13 protein-coding genes are annotated in these 16,218 nt (G+C 67.0%); 7 read left to right on the top strand and 6 right to left on the bottom strand.

Going from position 1 to position 16,218, the window contains the following annotated elements; translation table 11 throughout:
• Nucleotides 1-33: 33 nt before the first annotated feature.
• The 6 genes from hpnD (at nucleotide 34) to KPB06_RS01465 (ending at nucleotide 6,433) form a co-directional block, all read left to right on the top strand.
• Nucleotides 34-882, top strand: coding sequence for a presqualene diphosphate synthase HpnD (gene hpnD / locus KPB06_RS01490; protein ID WP_059581498.1), 849 nt, complete (start codon nucleotides 34-36; stop codon nucleotides 880-882).
• A 13-nt stretch (nucleotides 883-895) separates the two neighbouring features.
• Nucleotides 896-2,149 (top strand): hydroxysqualene dehydroxylase HpnE, encoded by a 1,254-nt coding sequence (gene hpnE / locus KPB06_RS01485; protein WP_059581501.1) that lies wholly within the window; start codon nucleotides 896-898, stop codon nucleotides 2,147-2,149.
• Nucleotides 2,150-2,161: 12 nt separating this feature from the next.
• A complete protein-coding gene (shc, locus tag KPB06_RS01480; RefSeq protein ID WP_059581505.1) occupies nucleotides 2,162-4,135 on the top strand; it encodes a squalene--hopene cyclase in 1,974 nt (657 codons plus the stop codon).
• 54 nt (nucleotides 4,136-4,189) lie between these two features.
• Nucleotides 4,190-4,846, top strand: coding sequence for a phosphorylase (locus tag KPB06_RS01475; protein ID WP_059581508.1), 657 nt, complete (start codon nucleotides 4,190-4,192; stop codon nucleotides 4,844-4,846).
• A gap of 496 nt (nucleotides 4,847-5,342) precedes the next feature.
• The gene (locus tag KPB06_RS01470) at nucleotides 5,343-5,825 is read left to right on the top strand and encodes an Hcp family type VI secretion system effector (protein ID WP_060011158.1); all 483 of its coding nucleotides are present in this window, start codon (nucleotides 5,343-5,345) and stop codon (nucleotides 5,823-5,825) included.
• A gap of 14 nt (nucleotides 5,826-5,839) precedes the next feature.
• A complete protein-coding gene (locus tag KPB06_RS01465) occupies nucleotides 5,840-6,433 on the top strand; it encodes a peptidoglycan recognition protein family protein (RefSeq protein ID WP_124659136.1) in 594 nt (197 codons plus the stop codon).
• A gap of 482 nt (nucleotides 6,434-6,915) precedes the next feature.
• Here KPB06_RS01465 and KPB06_RS01460 read toward each other — a convergent pair whose 3' ends face one another.
• A complete protein-coding gene (locus KPB06_RS01460; RefSeq protein WP_060011160.1) occupies nucleotides 6,916-7,920 on the bottom strand; it encodes an MlaA family lipoprotein in 1,005 nt (334 codons plus the stop codon).
• Nucleotides 7,913-10,546 carry a hopanoid transporter HpnN gene (gene hpnN, locus KPB06_RS01455; protein WP_089465878.1) on the bottom strand — a complete coding sequence of 878 codons (2,634 nt, stop codon included), beginning with the start codon at nucleotides 10,544-10,546 and terminating at the stop codon, nucleotides 7,913-7,915. Before hpnN ends, KPB06_RS01460 begins: the two co-directional genes overlap by 8 nt.
• A gap of 327 nt (nucleotides 10,547-10,873) precedes the next feature.
• On the opposite strand from hpnN, the gene KPB06_RS01450 reads away from it, so the two are divergent.
• The gene (locus KPB06_RS01450; protein WP_059581520.1) at nucleotides 10,874-11,470 is read left to right on the top strand and encodes an MlaC/ttg2D family ABC transporter substrate-binding protein; all 597 of its coding nucleotides are present in this window, start codon (nucleotides 10,874-10,876) and stop codon (nucleotides 11,468-11,470) included.
• A 253-nt stretch (nucleotides 11,471-11,723) separates the two neighbouring features.
• Here KPB06_RS01450 and KPB06_RS01445 read toward each other — a convergent pair whose 3' ends face one another.
• The 4 genes from KPB06_RS01445 to KPB06_RS01430 form a co-directional block, all read right to left on the bottom strand.
• On the bottom strand, nucleotides 11,724-11,942 hold the full coding sequence (locus KPB06_RS01445; protein WP_081059309.1) for a hypothetical protein: 219 nt from the start codon (nucleotides 11,940-11,942) through the stop codon (nucleotides 11,724-11,726).
• A gap of 347 nt (nucleotides 11,943-12,289) precedes the next feature.
• Nucleotides 12,290-12,934: a response regulator gene (locus KPB06_RS01440; RefSeq protein ID WP_060011164.1), complete on the bottom strand. Its 645-nt coding sequence runs from the start codon at nucleotides 12,932-12,934 to the stop codon at nucleotides 12,290-12,292.
• Between the two features lie 31 nt (nucleotides 12,935-12,965).
• Nucleotides 12,966-14,351 (bottom strand): cache domain-containing protein, encoded by a 1,386-nt coding sequence (locus KPB06_RS01435; RefSeq protein WP_275905275.1) that lies wholly within the window; start codon nucleotides 14,349-14,351, stop codon nucleotides 12,966-12,968.
• Nucleotides 14,352-14,530: 179 nt separating this feature from the next.
• The gene (locus KPB06_RS01430) at nucleotides 14,531-16,099 is read right to left on the bottom strand and encodes a sensor domain-containing diguanylate cyclase (RefSeq protein WP_059581528.1); all 1,569 of its coding nucleotides are present in this window, start codon (nucleotides 16,097-16,099) and stop codon (nucleotides 14,531-14,533) included.
• Nucleotides 16,100-16,218: the final 119 nt, after the last annotated feature.

Raw genomic sequence — 16,218 nt, 5'->3', positions numbered from 1 at the left:
TCGCCCCGCGTGGGTGTCTCCGTGGAGCTCGTCTTGGCCGTTTCCCATTCCGTCGTGGACGAACAAGAAACCGACGCCGCTGCCGTCACATCGGGCAGTTCTTTCTATCTGGCGATGCGCATCCTGCCGGCCGCGCAGCGCGATGCGATGTTCCAGGTCTACGCGTTTTGCCGCGCGGTCGACGATATCGCCGACAGCGACCTGCCGCGCGCCGAGCGCAACGCGGGCCTCGATCGCTGGCGCGCGGACATCGACGCATGCTTCGCCGGCCGCCCGCCGCGCCACCTGGCCGCGCTCGATCGCGAGATCCGCGCGTTCAACCTGCAGCGCGCCGATTTCCACGCGATGATCGACGGGATGGCGATGGACGCCGTGGAAGACATCTGCGCGCCCGACGAGCCGACGCTCGACCTCTTCTGCGATCGCGTGGCGAGCGCGGCCGGCCGGCTGTCGGTGAGGATTTTCGGGATGCCGGAAGCCGAAGGGATCACGCTGTCGCACCACCTCGGCCGTGCGCTGCAACTGACGAACATCCTGCGCGACATCGACGACGACGCGGCGATCAACCGCTGCTACCTGCCGCGCGAACTGCTCGCGCGCGAAGGCATCGCGATCACCGATCCGGCGACGATCGTGCGCGATCCGGCGTTGCCGCGCGTGTGTGCAACGCTCGTCGAGCGCGCGCTCGAGCACTTCCGCCAGGCCGACGCGGTGATGGACACCTGTCCGCGTGCGCAGGTGAAGGCGCCGCGCATCATGTCGGGCGCGTATCGCTGCATTCTCGACGCCGCGATCGCACGCGGCTTTGCCGCGCCGCGCGCACCGCTGCGCAAGCCGAAGGCGCGCATGCTGATGATCGCCGCGCGCTACGCGCTGTTCTGAGTCGACCGACGCGATGCCCAGAACCGTCCACGTGATCGGCGCAGGACTCGCGGGCCTGTCGGCCGCGGTCGAGCTGCAACGTCGCGGGCGGCGCATCGTGCTGCACGACGCGCACGCGCACGCGGGCGGCCGCTGCCGCTCGTGGTTCGACGGGACGCTGAACACGACGCTCGACAGCGGGTTGCACACGGTTTTTGCGGGGCAGCCGGCGACGCAGCGCTACCTGCGCGCGATCGGCGCGGCCGATCAGCTCGCGGGGCCCGCGCTGGCGGAATTCCCGGTCATGGACATCGCGTCGCAGCAGCGCTGGACGCTACGCTTCGGCAACGGCCGTTGGCCGTCGTGGCTGTTCGATGCCGCGTCGCGCGCGCCGGGCACGACGCCGCTCGACTACCTCGCGCTGGCTCCGCTCGCGTTCGCCCGCACGGGCCGCTCGCTTGCGCAGACGATGCGATGCGACGGCGTGCTGTGGGATCGCTGGCTGCGACCGTTTTTCCTCGGGGTGCTGAATATCGAGCCGCGCCACGCGAGCGCCGAGCTCGCGCGCGCCGCGCTGTGCGGCACGTTCGCCGCGGGCGGCCCCGGCTGCCGTCCGCTCGTCGCGCGCCGCGGGCTCGGCAGCGCGTTCGTCGAACCGGCGCTGCGGATGCTGCAGTACGGCGGCGCGCAGATCCGCCTGAATTCGCGGCTCGATGCGTTCGAATTCGGCGCGCACGGCAATGCGGTCGACGCGGTGTCGGTCGGCGGCGAGCGCATCGATCTCGCGCCGGGCGACGCGGTCGTGCTGGCCGTGCCGCCCGAGGTCGCGCGGCCGCTCGTGCCCGAACTCACCGCGCCCGACACGTTCAGCGCGGTCGTGACCGCGTATTTCGCGGTCGAATCGTCGGCCGGCAATCCGTTGCAGACGACCGTCGTCAACGGCGTCGTCGACGCGGTGCGTACCGGCGACGGCCAGCTCGTGGCGACGATCCGCGATGCGGGGCGCTGGCTCGACTTGCCGCGCGACACGCTCGCGCGGCGCATCTGGGAAGACGTCGCGCGCGTGACCGGCGCGAACCCGCAAGCCATTCCCGCGTGGCAGCTCGTCGTCGAGCCGCGCGCGGGCTTTGCGGCGGTGCCGTCGCAGGAAATGAAACGTCCGGCCGTGCGTACGCGCTGGACCAATCTTGTACTCGCGGGCGACTGGATTGCCACCGGCTTGCCCGCCACGATCGAGGGCGCGATCCGTTCCGGCCAGCTGGCCGCGGACGTGCTCCAGACGCAATAAACAGAGGGACCGATGAACGATCTCACCGAAATGGCTACCTTGTCCGCCGGCGCCGTGCCGGCCGGCGTCGACGCGGCTGTCGCGCGTGCGACCGACGCGCTGCTCGCCGCGCAGCAACCGGACGGACACTGGGTCTACGAACTCGAAGCGGATTCGACGATTCCCGCCGAATACGTGCTGCTCGTCCACTATCTGGGCGAGACGCCTAACCTCGAGCTCGAACAGAAGATCGGCAAGTATCTGCGCCGTATCCAGCAGGCCGACGGCGGCTGGCCGCTGTTCACCGACGGCGCGCCGAACATCAGCGCGAGCGTGAAGGCGTATTTCGCGCTGAAGGTGATCGGCGACGACGAGAATGCCGAGCACATGCAGCGCGCGCGCCGCGCGATCCATGCGATGGGCGGCGCCGAGATGTCGAACGTGTTCACGCGCATCCAGCTCGCGCTGTACGGTGCGATCCCGTGGCGCGCGGTGCCGATGATGCCGGTCGAGATCATGCTGCTGCCGCAGTGGTTCCCGTTCCACCTGTCGAAGGTGTCGTACTGGGCGCGCACCGTGATCGTGCCGCTGCTCGTGCTGAACGCGAAGCGTCCGCTCGCGAAGAACCCGCGCGGCGTGCGCATTGACGAGCTGTTCATCGACCCGCCCGTCAACGCCGGGCTGCTGCCGCGCCAGGGCCACCAGAGCCCGGGCTGGTTCGCGTTCTTCCGCGTGGTCGACCATGCGTTGCGCGCGGTCGACGGCCTGTTCCCGAGCTATACGCGCGAACGCGCGATCCGTCAGGCCGTGTCGTTCGTCGACGAGCGCCTGAACGGCGAGGACGGCCTCGGCGCGATCTATCCGGCGATGGCCAACGCGGTGATGATGTACGACGTGCTCGGTTACGCGGAAGATCATCCGAACCGCGCGCTCGCGCGCAAGTCGGTCGAGAAGCTGCTCGTCGTGCACGACGACGAAGCGTATTGCCAGCCGTGCCTGTCGCCCGTATGGGACACGTCGCTCGTCGCGCATGCGTTGCTCGAGACCGGCGACGCGCGTGCGCAGGCAGCCGTGCTGCGCGGCCTCGAATGGCTGCGTCCGCTGCAGATCCTCGACGTGCGCGGCGACTGGATCTCGCGCCGCCCGAACGTGCGGCCCGGCGGCTGGGCGTTCCAGTACGCGAACGCGCACTACCCGGACGTCGACGATACGGCCGTGGTCGTGATGGCGATGGATCGCGCGCAGAAGCTCACGCAGTCGGACACGTATCGCGAATCGATGGCGCGTGCGCGCGAATGGGTCGTCGGCATGCAAAGCAGCGACGGCGGCTGGGGCGCGTTCGAACCGGAAAACACGCAGTACTACCTGAACAACATCCCGTTTTCCGATCACGGCGCGCTGCTCGATCCGCCGACGGCCGACGTGTCGGGCCGCTGCCTGTCGATGCTGGCGCAGCTCGGCGAGACGCCGCTGAACAGCGAGCCGGCGCGCCGTGCGCTCGACTACATGCTCAAGGAGCAGGAGCCGGACGGTAGCTGGTACGGCCGCTGGGGGATGAACTACGTGTACGGCACGTGGACCGCACTGTGCTCGCTGAACGCGGCCGGCCTGACGCCGGACGATCCGCGCATGAAGCGCGGGGCGCAGTGGCTGCTGTCGATCCAGAACAAGGACGGCGGCTGGGGCGAGGACGGCGACAGCTACAAGCTGAACTACCGCGGCTACGAGCAGGCGCCGAGCACGGCGTCGCAGACGGCCTGGGCGCTGCTCGGCCTGATGGCGGCCGGCGAAGTGAACAACCCGGCCGTTGCGCGCGGCGTCGACTACCTGGTTGCCCAGCAGAACGAAGAGGGCCTGTGGGACGAGACGCGCTTCACGGCGACGGGCTTCCCGCGCGTGTTCTACCTGCGCTACCACGGCTATCGCAAGTTCTTCCCGCTGTGGGCGCTCGCGCGCTACCGCAACCTGAAGCGCGCCAATGCGACGCGCGTGACGGTCGGGATGTAACGCGTGCCGACGACGCAGCACAATGGCACGTTGCCCGTCATCGCGGTTACCGGGATGGCGTTCGAGGCGCGCATCGCGCGCGGTGAAGGCGTCGAGGCCGTGTTCGCCGCGCGGGCCGACCGGCTCGAGCGCGCGCTGACCGAAGCGACCGCGCGCGGTTGCGCGGGCATCGTGAGCTTCGGCACGGCGGGAGGGCTCGCGCCCGACCTGACGCCCGGCGCGCTCGTGATCGCGAACGCGATCGACGGGCCGTTCGGCCGCGTGGAGACCGATGCGGGCTGGAGCACGCGGCTCGTCGCCGCGCTGCACGACACGCCGGTGTGGGCGCGCGTCACGCGCGGCACGATCGCGGCCGTCGGTGCGCCGGTCGTCAGCGAACAGGACAAGGCGTCGCTGCATCATGCGAAGGGTGCACTGGCCGTCGACATGGAGTCGCACATCGCCGCCGCGTTCGCGGCCGCGCGCGGCGTGCCGTTCGCGGTGTGCCGCGCGATCGTCGATCCGGCGTGGCGCACGCTGCCGCGTGCGGCGACGGCCGGCCTGCGCGACGACGGCAGCACGGCGATCCTGCCGATCCTGCGCGAACTGCTGAAGCAGCCGTCGCAGCTCGGCCCCTTGCTGCAGGTCGCCAGCGACGCGCGCGCGGCGCGCACGACGCTGATCCAGGCGCGCCACGCGTTCGAGCGGGCAGGCGCGATGCGGATCGTCTGAGCGGCGTTCGCCGCGCTTTACTTCTTTCTTCCCCATTCGATCGCGCGGAACCGACGCGCTGTCGTTGCCGCGCCGCAGCCGCGAGCGCATGAAGTCGGCGCGCGCCTGCACCGGCATGGCAGCCGCAGCGGAGTGGGTGTCTCCGGAACAGCCGTCCGTATGAGATTCCCGAATCTCGAACGGGAATCGCGCGGGCATCGTACGCAGAGTGTGTTCGCGCTTGTGCGTCGGTATGGTGGGCACTATTTGCCATTGTGTAACCCGTCGGCGCTCAACCATCCGATATCCCGTCGCTCATCGGCAGTCAATACCCCGGTGAGCTTCCTTTGCTCCAGGTTCATCCCGGTATAAGCGCGTGCCCACGGACTCATTCCGGTGGGCTGTGCGTCGACGCAATTGGATCCTGCTTTTCGATTTTGTCTGATTGACGCGTCGGGCCCCATCTTTCATCGTTCGAATTGATTTGGTTTTCTTATTTACCGAGCGAGAGAGGCGAATGGCGCAAGACATTTTCTTGAAGCTGGCGGGCATAGCGGGCGAATCGCTCGATGCAGATCACTCGAATGAAATTGAAGTGCTGACGTGGGATTGGTCGGTGAGTCAGCAATCCAATATGCATATGGGAAGTGGTGGCGGAGCAGGCAGAAGTATCGTCGACGACCTGACTTTCGAGCACTACATCGACCGTGCCACACCGAATCTTATCCAGTGCTGCCTGACAGGAAGGCATATTGAGCGTGCGGTGCTGGTTATGCGCAAAGCCGGCGGTACGCCGCTCGGATACCTCAGGGTCACGATGGAGGACGTACTTGTTACCAAGGTTAGTCAGGTTAGTACCACCAATATGAGAATTCCGCGCGAGGCGGTTCGACTATCCTTCTCCCAAGTGAGACAGGAATATCTGGTTCAGAACTCGCGGGGAGGAAATGGCGGAACGGTGAGCATGGGCTACGACATCAAGGCCAACATGACTATTTAACGACAGGGGGCGCAATGCTGTTTATTTCAAAACAAGGCCATGTCGATGCGGAGCGCATCGAGGTCAGGATTTTTTCGACAATTGAGCGAAGCGCGATGGCAAAGGTGAATGGAATCGTTGTTCACCAAACTGACGGGACCACGGCTGATAGTACGTTTAATAGCTATGCAGCAAGTGGGGCAAATGGAGCGCACTTCCTGATAGACAAGAGTGGAGCCATATATCAAACCGCTTCAGTGTACAAGAGAACCAACCATGTCGGGTTGCTCAAATCTCGGTGTCTTATGGAAAGAAAGTGTAGTCCATCCGAATTTAAAAGGGTGTCTGGCATGGCAGGGAAATATGCAAAATTATCGGGGGTGGAGTATGGGAAGGGTTTTCCGGATAGGTATCCGGGAAATGCGGACTCTATTGGGATAGAAATCGTCGGTCGAATGGATAGAGAAACGAAAATATACGAAGTGGTAAATGACAGGCAAAATGATTCATTGAGGTGGCTCGTAAAGGAGCTTTGCGAAACATTGGGAATATCTTTTTCCGAGATATACAGGCATCCTGAGGTGTCGTACAAGAGGGAAACTGAAGCGGGAACTGCAAAATGGGATTGATGTGTAGGTATTTTTTTCTTGTATGTATTTTCTTGTTCTGTTCCTCGTCGCAGGCGAGAGGGGTGAGGGATATCGAGATTCTCGAATCCGGGAAGAGCAGAGAGGCTGATGCGTTGGAGGTCTGTAAGAGATTTCGACCCACGGTCAGGCAGATCAGGAATTTCTTCACGAGGGCATATCCGGTCGAGGGATATATGTTTTCTCACGAACGGTATTCTTCGTGTTATGCGGCGGGAACTTTGAAATTCGATGACGGCAGTTCGGGGAAGTGGGATCTATCTTCAAGTGGCGTTGCTACATTTATCTTCACCAGAGGCGATGCAGTAACGCTGTTTTATAAAAACAATAAATGGTACGACCCGTTTGCTTGTACTTATGGGCTGGGCGACGTTGGGGAATGCTAGGTTGCCAGGCCCGGTGTGAAAAAAAAGAGCGCTGCATCACGCAGCGCTCTTCGTTTGTGCGCGGCCGCCGTTGCGGCGTTACTGCGCGGCCGGACCGCTCGCGGGCAGCGTCGGCATCGCCGGCGCGATCGGCGCGCCGTTGGCGGCCGGCGCCGCGGTGGCGCCCGACGATGCCGCCGCCGGTGCCGCAGCAGGCGTACTCGCCGGCATCGCACTGTCCGCGCCGGGATCGTCGTACTGCGGCAATCCAGGTGCCGCCGGCGCGTTGTTCGGCGTGGCACCCGATGTGCCGCCCGCATCGCCCGGATCCTCGTAGTTCGGCAGCCCCGGCACGCCCGGCGTCGCGGCCGGCACGGCGCCCGCTTCGCCCGGCTCGTTGTAGTTCGGCGCCGCGGCCGATGCCGACTGGCCGCGATACGTGAGCGACTTGCGCTGCTGCAGGTACGCGTCGCGCACGAACGAATACGGATCGAGCGCGGCCTGCTTCAGCAGGTCGGTCGCGCCGAGCAGGTCCGAGCGCGCGCTGATGAACTGCGCGATGTACATCGGATTGCGCGCGGCCGGCTCGATGTAGTTCAGCAGGTTGAAGCGCACGTCCACCGCGCGGCCGACGCCGTCGCGGATCGTGCTCGGCCCGAACACCGGCAGCACGAGGTACGGGCCGGACGGCATGCCCCAGCGCGCCATCGTCAGCCCGAAATCCTGGTGATGCTTCGGCAGCCCGGCCGGCGTCGCGATGTCGATCAGGCCGGCGACGCCGAACAGCGAGTTCATCGCCACGCGCATCAGATCCTGCGTCGCATCGGTGATGCGCAACTGCAGCAGGTTGTTCGCCATGTTGCCGAGATCGCCGAGGTTCGAGAAGAAGTTGCTGATCGCGGTGCGCACCGGCGTCGGCGTGACTTTCTGGTAACCCTTCGCGATCGGCTGGGCGATGTTCGTGTCGACCGTGTCGTTGAACTTGTACATCGCCCGGTTCATCGGCTCGAGCGGGTCGTTGGGATTGCGGTTCGGTCCCGTCGCGCAGCCGGTCAGCATCGCGCTGGCGGCGACGGTCGCCGCAATGATTCGCACCTTATTCATTGATTCCTTGCGATTGGTTCTTGGCGCGCTTGACGCGCGGTTTGCCCATCAGGACGGGCTGGAACACCACGGCACCGATCAGCGTGCAGGTCAGGGCCAGCGCGAGCAGCTTGCCCATGCTCGACGTGCCCGGATGGTGCGACAGCCACAGGCTGCCGAAGGCGGTCGCCGTCGTCGCGGCGCTGAACAGCACGGCGTGCGTGAGGCTCGAATGCAGCAGCCCCGTCTGCCCCGCGCGCCACGCCATCACGAAATACACCTTGAACGCGACGCCGACGCCGAGCATCAGCGGCAGCGCGATGATGTTCGCGAAGTTCAGCGACATGCCGAGCACGACGCACATCTCGAGTGTCACGATGCCCGACACGAGCAGCGGCACCAGCGTGCGCAGCACGTCGCCGAAGCGGCGCAGCGTGACCCACAGCAGGATCGTGATCGAGATGATCGACCACAGCGCCGCATGCAGGAACGCGTTGATGATCGTGTCGGCCGAATGCAGGATCGAGATCGGCCCGCCGGTCGCGCCCGGCTCCGCGGCCTTCACGGCCTTCGCGAAACGGCGCAGCATCGTGTCGTCGTTCGGGTCGACGCCCTTCGGCACCTTCGGCGAGATCTGCACGAGCGCATGGCCGTCCGGCGCGACCCAGTCGCGCACGACCTGCGGCGGCAGCGATTCGCGCGTGATGTCCTGCGGCTGCAGCAGCGCGGCGAGCTGGTTCAGCGCGATGCGCAGCGTATCGGAGAACGCCCGTTCGGCACGGTCGCGCGTCGCGCTGTCGGCGGCGGCGAGCTTCGCGAGCGACGCGGACAGGTGCTGCGCGGCGGCCGCGCCCGGGCCCGGGTGATCTTCGGCCGCATAGCTCAACAGGTCCGACACGCGCTTGAGCGCGGCCACGCGCTGCGCGTCGGTCGCGGGCGGCGCGGCCGGCTGCGTCAGTGCGGGCAGCAGCTCGCTCGCGGCCGCGGCGATCGCCGCGCGCTTGGCCGGCTGGTCGGCGGGGATGAAGGTCGACAGCGTGGTCGTGCGGCCCACTTCGGGCAGCGCGTCGAGGCGCTTCGCGGCCGCGTCGGCTTCGGCAAGCGACGGCGCGAGCAGCGTGACGTCGTTGACGGCGGCTTCCGGCGAATCCTTGAGCGCGAGCAGCGTCGCCATCGATTCGCTGTTCGGATCCTTCAGGTGCAGCGGGTTGAAGTCGAAATGCAGGAACGCGAGCAGCGGCAGCGCGCCGATCACGACCGCCAGCGTGCCGATCAGGATCGGCTTGCGATGGCGATCGAGATAATCGTCGACCGGCGCGAGCCACGGGAAGCCCGGCGTCTTCGATTCGCCCGGCGGCGCGAACAGGCGCAGCAGCGCGGGCAGCAGCGTGAGCGTGGTCAGCAGCGCGACGAACATCCCGACGCCCGCGATCAGGCCGAGCTCGGACACGCCGCGATAGGCCGTGGGAATGAACGAGAAGAAGCTCGCCGCGACCGCTGTGGTGGCCAGCGCGAGCGGCATGCCCATCGAGTGCGCGGCGCCGATCAGCGCGTGATCGATGCGTTGATCGCGGAAGCGTTCCTCGCGGTACTTCACGCCGTACTGGATCGAGAAATCGACGCCGAGGCCGACGAACAGCACCATGAACGCGACCGAGATCATGTTCAGCGAGCCAACCATCGCGAGGCCGAGCGCGGCCGTCACGACGAGGCCGACGAACAGCGTGACGAGCACCGAGCCGATCATCCGCTTCGAGCGCAGCGCGAGCCACAGGATCACGAGTACGGCGAGCAGCGTGAGCACGCCGTTGAGCGCGGCGCCGTCTTCGACCGACGCGAATTCGTCGTCGGCGAGCGGCTGTTCGCCGGTCAGGCGCACGGCCGCGCCGTAGCGCTTGTCGAGATCGAGCGACCGGGCCGCGTCGCGGATCACCTGGCTCGTTGCCGCGCCGGCCTTCAGCGCGCCGTAGTTGACCACCGGCTGCACGGTGACGAACGCGCGCGCGGGCTGCCGCGCGGCATCGTTGTCGACCAGCGCGCGCCACGAGAACGCGGCCGGCTTGCCGGCCAGCACGTCGTCGACCGTCGCGGCGCTGCGCGCGAGCAGCTTCGCCATCGCGGGCAGCTTCACCTGGCCGGTCAGGAGCGGCTGGCCGAGCGTGGTGGACAGCGTGGTGGCGAGCCCGGTGAGGCTCGGGTTCTTCGCGAGTTCGTTGACGAGCGGGCGCGCGCTCGCGAGCTGGGCGGTCGTATCGGAGACTTCCTGCGGCGACAGGAACAGCAGCCCGTTGTGCTCGAAGAACGGCCCGCCGCCCGGTTCCGCGACCGGGCCGATGCGGCCGGCGGCGGCATCCTTCCGCAGCGCTTCGGCCAGCGCATGCGCGGCGGCAGTCGCGAATTCCGGCGCGGGCGCCTCGACGACCGCGAGGATCGTGCCGTTGCGTTGCGGGAACGCCTTGTCGACGGCCTGGCTGAGCGCGGCCCATTGCGGTTCCGCATCGACGAGCTTGCTGATGTCGGTGTTGATCTTGAAATGCTGCGCGACGTAGACGCCGCTGAAGGCGGCGATGACGAGCGACAGGACGACGACCCAGACGGGGCGGCGCACCGACCACGCAACGAGTCGGACGATGAGAGAGGTCACCATGTGGCGGTGGGGAGCGGCTGGCTAGGGCAAAGTAGCCAAGTATACCGGCGCGGCGCGGCGACGGTCGTGACGGTGGGGAGATTCGGGGCGGGAAGGATATTTGCTTCCGGCGTCGCAATCGGAGTGCGCGGTCGGTTCATTTGTATGGGGATATTTACATAATGGGGCGCGGCGACGCGCCGACATGCGGCCGAGCGCCTGTGACAAACGGCGCTGAAAGGTAACAGTCGGTCACCGGGCGGCACCGGGGCGTCGGGCCCGGTATACTTTGCTCCACCGGCCGATGCAAAGAGCCGGCCGTTTTTTTCCATCGAGTGCGAAATTCGTATGAAACGTCATCTGTTTGCTTTCGTCGCGGCGGCCGCCGTGTCGGTTTCCGCTTTCGCGCAGAGCGCGCCGGTCGATGTCGTCCGCACGGCGGTCGAGGGCACCGTCAATGCGATGAAGGCCGATCCGGCCGCGCGCGGCGGTGACATGGCGAAAATCACGCAAGTCGTCGAGCAGCGCTTCCTGCCCGTGACGAACTTCGAGCGCACGACCCGCATCGCGGTCGGCGACGCATGGAAGCAGGCCACGCCGCAACAGCAGCAGGAGCTGTACAAGCAGTTCAGGCTGCTGATGACGCGCACCTACGCCGCGTCGCTCGCGCAGCTCGGCAACCAGGACGCGAAGTTCTCGTTCAAGCCGGGCGGCGCATCGGGCGCCGACGCGCTCGTGCAGTCGACGGTGACGACGCCCGGCGACAGCCAGTCGGTCGGCTATCGTCTCGGCAAGGTCGGCAACGACTGGAAGATCTACGACATCGACATGTCGGGTGCGTGGCTGATCCAGGTCTACCAGGGCCAGTTCAAGAGCCAGCTCGCGGCGGGCGGGATCGACGGCCTGATCGCGTATCTGCAGAAGCACAACTCGCGGACGAATTGACGGCTGCCGCGCGATGCGCGACTGAAATGTGGCTCGCAAACCATGACGCCCCGGTCGCGGATGCTGCCGGGGCGTTTCACATTGCGCCGTGGCCGGGCAATATCCGCCCGCCTCGGCGCAAGCCGATCGATGCCGGGCCGGACGCTGCGAGTTTGCGGTGACAATCCGTTCGGCAAAGCGCCGGACGGCAGGTTCCGTCATCCAGCAGGCTGCCTCGCCATGGCATGAATGGCCGCCGTGCGGCATGCCCCGCTCACGGCTCGCGTCGTCGATTTTCGTCGGTGACTTGCCGCAGCGCCTTGCGAAGCCTGCGGTTATCGATAAGCAGTGCGAAGACGGTAATTGCCAGGATGATCGTCGGTGCATTCTTTCCCGACATTCGGGCAAACGCGCTCGCCAGCCCGGCGCACAAAAACGCAACCAGCAAAAGCAGTAACCGGTCCTTCCACCACGCGTACGAACCCAGTTTCACGTTGCGACCTCAGCTATATCGGCGGCGAGTACACGCGAGCCCTTTGCGCGCATACATTGCACGCGCCGGATTTTCCGCGTCGAATATTTCGGGATGCATTTTCAAATGCAATTGAAGGCGGTAGGGCACGTAGATGGCCGTTCGCGTGCCACCGGCATTCGATTCGAATGTCGTGGCCACCGGAATAGTGTCATCTATCCAGCGAGGGGGCGATTGGACAAGTATGAAATCGGACGAGCGAATTGCGAGTGGCGCAAGGCAGACGCGCTGGCGTATTGCGCGCTGCGGGTTTGTGGCCGTTCGCGCGACGGTCTTGGCGCGGGGGTGCAAGCCGCCCCGGTGTCACCTTACCGTCGCCGATGCTCGACCGCGAACTTGATCAGCTCGGCCTGCCCTTCGATCTCCAGCTTGCGCTTCAGGTTGAGCCGATGCGTCTCGACCGTGCGTACCGACAGCCCCGTCTGCTGCGCGATCTGCTTGCTCGACAGCCCTTCGGCCAACATGTCGAGGATGTCGCGTTCGCGCGGCGTCAACCGGTCCAGCGGCGACGCCGTCGCGCTGGCCTGGATCATCCGTGCGGCGAGCCCTTCGCTGAAGAACGTCTGGCCGGCCAGAACCGCCCCGATCGCGCGCACGATCTCGCTCGCCGGCGAATCCTTCAGCAGATAGCCGCTCGCGCCGGCGCGCACCGCCTGCGTCACGTACTCGACGTTGTCGTGCATCGACAGCATCAGCACGCGAATGCCCGGAAAACGCTCGTGGAACACGCCCGCGAGCGTGATGCCGTTCATTCCGTTCATGCCGACGTCCATCAGCGCGAGATCGGGTTCGAGCGACGCGGCGAGCGCGAGCGCCTCGTCCGCGTTGCCGGCCTCGCCGACCACCGACAGGTCGGCGGCTTCGAGCCGCATCCGCAAGCCGTCGCGCACGAGCGGGTGATCGTCGACGAGCAGCAGTCGCGCGGCGGGCCGGGCGGTATCGGGGGCGCTCATGGGCAAAAGTCTCCGGTTAGGGTGCGCGTGCTCAGGCGGCGGCACGCCGCAGCGGCACGCGCGCGGCCACGACGGTGTGGCCGACCTGCGACGTGATCGTCAGCGTGCCGCCGAGCGCGTCGAGGCGTTCGCGCATGTTGCGCAGGCCGATGCCGCGGCTCGCGTCAGCCTGCGAGCGTTCGGCGTCGAAGCCGCAGCCGTTGTCGGCGATGGTCAGCGTGACGGATTGCGCGCCGACGTCCAGCGTGACGGCCGCGCGCGACGCCCGCGCATGATGCACGATGTTGCTGAGCGCTTCCTGCGCGATCCGGAACAGCGCGGTATTGACGGCTTCGGGCAGCGGCCGCGTGCCGCTGTGCGCGACCTGCGTATAGCCGATGTCGATGCCGCTTTCGGCGCCGAGCTCGCGCACGAGCTGTTCGAGCGCGGCCGCGAGGCCGAGATCGTCCAGCATCGACGGCCGCAGCGCATGCGAGATGCGCCGGACTTCGCGCAGCGTGTCGCCGAGCCGCCCGACGCCCGACGCGAGCGCCTGCTCGGCTTCCGGCATGCGCGACGCGCCGCGCTCGAAGCGCGCGAGCGCGGATTCGAGCATCAGCTTCGCGGACACCATCATCTGGCTGATCCCGTCGTGCAGCTCGCGCGACAGCCGCGCGCGTTCCTGCTCCTGCGATTCGACGACGCGCTGCGCGAGCAGCTTCAGCTTCGCGTCGGCGCTGCGCGACTCGCTGACGTTCAGCACCAACGCGCACACGGCGATCGCCGCCGCGCCGGTGAGCGCGATCGCGGTCAGCCAGCTCATCGTGCGCTCGATGTTCGCGGACGCGCGCGCGTCGATGCGCTGCAGCGCGGTGTCGACGTCGTCGAGATAGATGCCGGTGCCGACCATCCAGCCCCAGCGCTCGAGCGCGACGACGTAGCCGAGCTTCGGCGCGACGCGGCCCGTCGACGGCCGCTGCCAGGCGTAGCGCACGTAGCCGCCGCCCTGCGACGCCGCGCCGATCAGCTTCTGGATGGTGAGCGCGCCTTGCGGGTCTCGCATCGACCAGAAGTTGTGGCCGACGCGCTCGGGCTCGCGCGGATGCATCAGCGAATTGCCGTGCAGGTCGTAGACGAAGAAATAGCCGTCAGGGCCGAAATCCATCTTCTGCAGCATCGCGAGCGCCTGCGTGCGCAGCAGCGCGTCGTCGCGCGCATTGCGGCCGCTCGCGTCGTAGAGCGGCATGATCGCGCTCGTCGCGAGCTCGACGTAGTGTTTCAGCTCGACTTCCTTGCTCGACAGGTACGCGGCCTGGATCGTCGCGTGCTGCGTGCGCGCGAGCGACGTCGCCTGGTGGCGCACACCGAAGCCGATGCCGGCGATCGTGAGCAGAAACGGCACGATGGCCAGAAGGAAGATCTTTGCCTTGAGTCTCATGGTGGTGCGAAGCGGCCGTGAAGCGGCGCGGCCGGCCAGGCGCGGCCGGCTAGGCGCGGCCGGGGCGCTGCCGACAGGCGCGGGCCGGCCGGGCGCATCGGCCGCGCGGCGGCGTATCGAGCCGATATTGTCGGCGATTTTGCAGGCGGGCGGCGGCTGCCTCGCCGCTGCCCGTACGCTCAGGCCCGCCGCGATTCGAGATCGACGGGCGGCGTGGCCGCCGTCTGCACGACGACGCGGTTGCGCCCGCCTTCCTTCGCCCGATACAGCGCATCGTCGGCGAGCTTCAGCGCGGCCTGGATGTTGTCGTCGCGTTCGGGATAACTGGTCGTCACGCCGATGCTCACGGTCAGCCGGCCGACCGTGCCGGCGTCGTGCCGGATGCCGAGATCGAGGATGCCGGTGCGGATCGTTTCGGCGATCGTCGCCGCGCCGTCGCTATCGATATCCGGCAGCACCACGACGAATTCCTCGCCGCCGTAGCGCGCCGCATAGTCGGCCGGGCGGCGCAGGCAGCCGGCGATGCAGTGGCCGACCGCGGCGAGCGCGTCGTCGCCGGCCTGGTGACCCTGCGTGTCGTTGTAGTGCTTGAAGTAATCGACGTCGATGAACAGCAGCGACAGCGGATGTTGCGAGCGCGCGGCGCGCCGCCATTCGCGCGCGAGCGTGACGTCGAGCATCCGGCGGTTGTCGAGGCCCGTCAGGCCATCGGTGCGCGCGAGCGCCTGCAGCTCGGTTTCGGCGCGATGGCGTTTGCGCAGTTGCACGTCGAGCAGCAGCGACAGGCCGACGAAGCCGATCGCAAGCGCCACCATCGCGGAGCCGATCGGGATCGCACGGTCGTACCACGCGGCGTAGGTGTCCGCTTCCGAGCGCGCGACCATGACGATGAGCGGCAGGTGATCGAGGTGCCGGAACACGTACAGGCGCCGCACGCCGTCGATCGACGCGGTGTCGGCGAAGCTGCCTTCGCTGGCGGTCATGAATTGCCGGAACGTACTCGCGCGGCTGATGTCGCGGCCGACGATCCTGGGGTCGTACGGCTCGCGCGCGACCATCCTGCCGTCCGTGTTGATCAGCGCGACCGAGCCGCGATCGCCGAGCGACAGGCGCGAGAACAGGTTCTGGAAATATTCGAGCCGGATCGACATCACCGCGACGCCGCCGAACGACCCGTCGGGCCGCGTGATCCGCCGGCTGAGCGCGATGCTCGGCGAGCCGCCGCGCAGCCGCGAATGATACGGGGGGCTGACGTACAGGCCGACGTCGGGGCGGTCGCGGTGCACGGCGAAGTACGGCTCGTTGCCGAAGTTGGCCTTGCGCGGCACGTCGCTCATGCCGTCGACCGCGATGTCGCCTTTCGCGTCGAGCACGTAGATGCCGCCGAGGTACTTGGCCGTCGTCGAGCGGTCGAACAGCACCTGGCGGCGCAGCGGCATCGGCAGCCTGGCGACCTCGGGGTCGTTCGCGCCGTCGACGACCGCCTGCAGCGACAGCGAATAGATCTCGATGTTGCGTTCGATGTCCCACGCCGCCATCAGCGCGAGGTTCTGCTGCATGCTGCGCGAGCGGTCGCGCGCGTCGATACGGCCTTCGTACAGCACGATCGCGCACAGGAGCAGCAGGATCAGCGCGATCAGCAGCCCCGTGTAGAAGATCAGGTGCGGCAGCAACAACCGGCGCAGATGAGCGGCGATACGGCTCGTCACGCCGGATTCGCTGGGCATTGCGTAGTTGGTTTCGGCCATGGTCCGTGGATCGGGGGCATCGTCGCCGGGCGGCGTGCCGATGCGATTGTTCGTATGGCTACCGGTGGCGACCCGGTGCGCAGCCCTGCCCGTGCATGCCTTCCGTCCAGCGGAGAAAA

The organism is Burkholderia semiarida, from assembly GCF_029268935.1.
Lineage (GTDB): Bacteria > Pseudomonadota > Gammaproteobacteria > Burkholderiales > Burkholderiaceae > Burkholderia > Burkholderia semiarida.
This window is presented reverse-complemented; position numbering and strand designations above follow the sequence as displayed.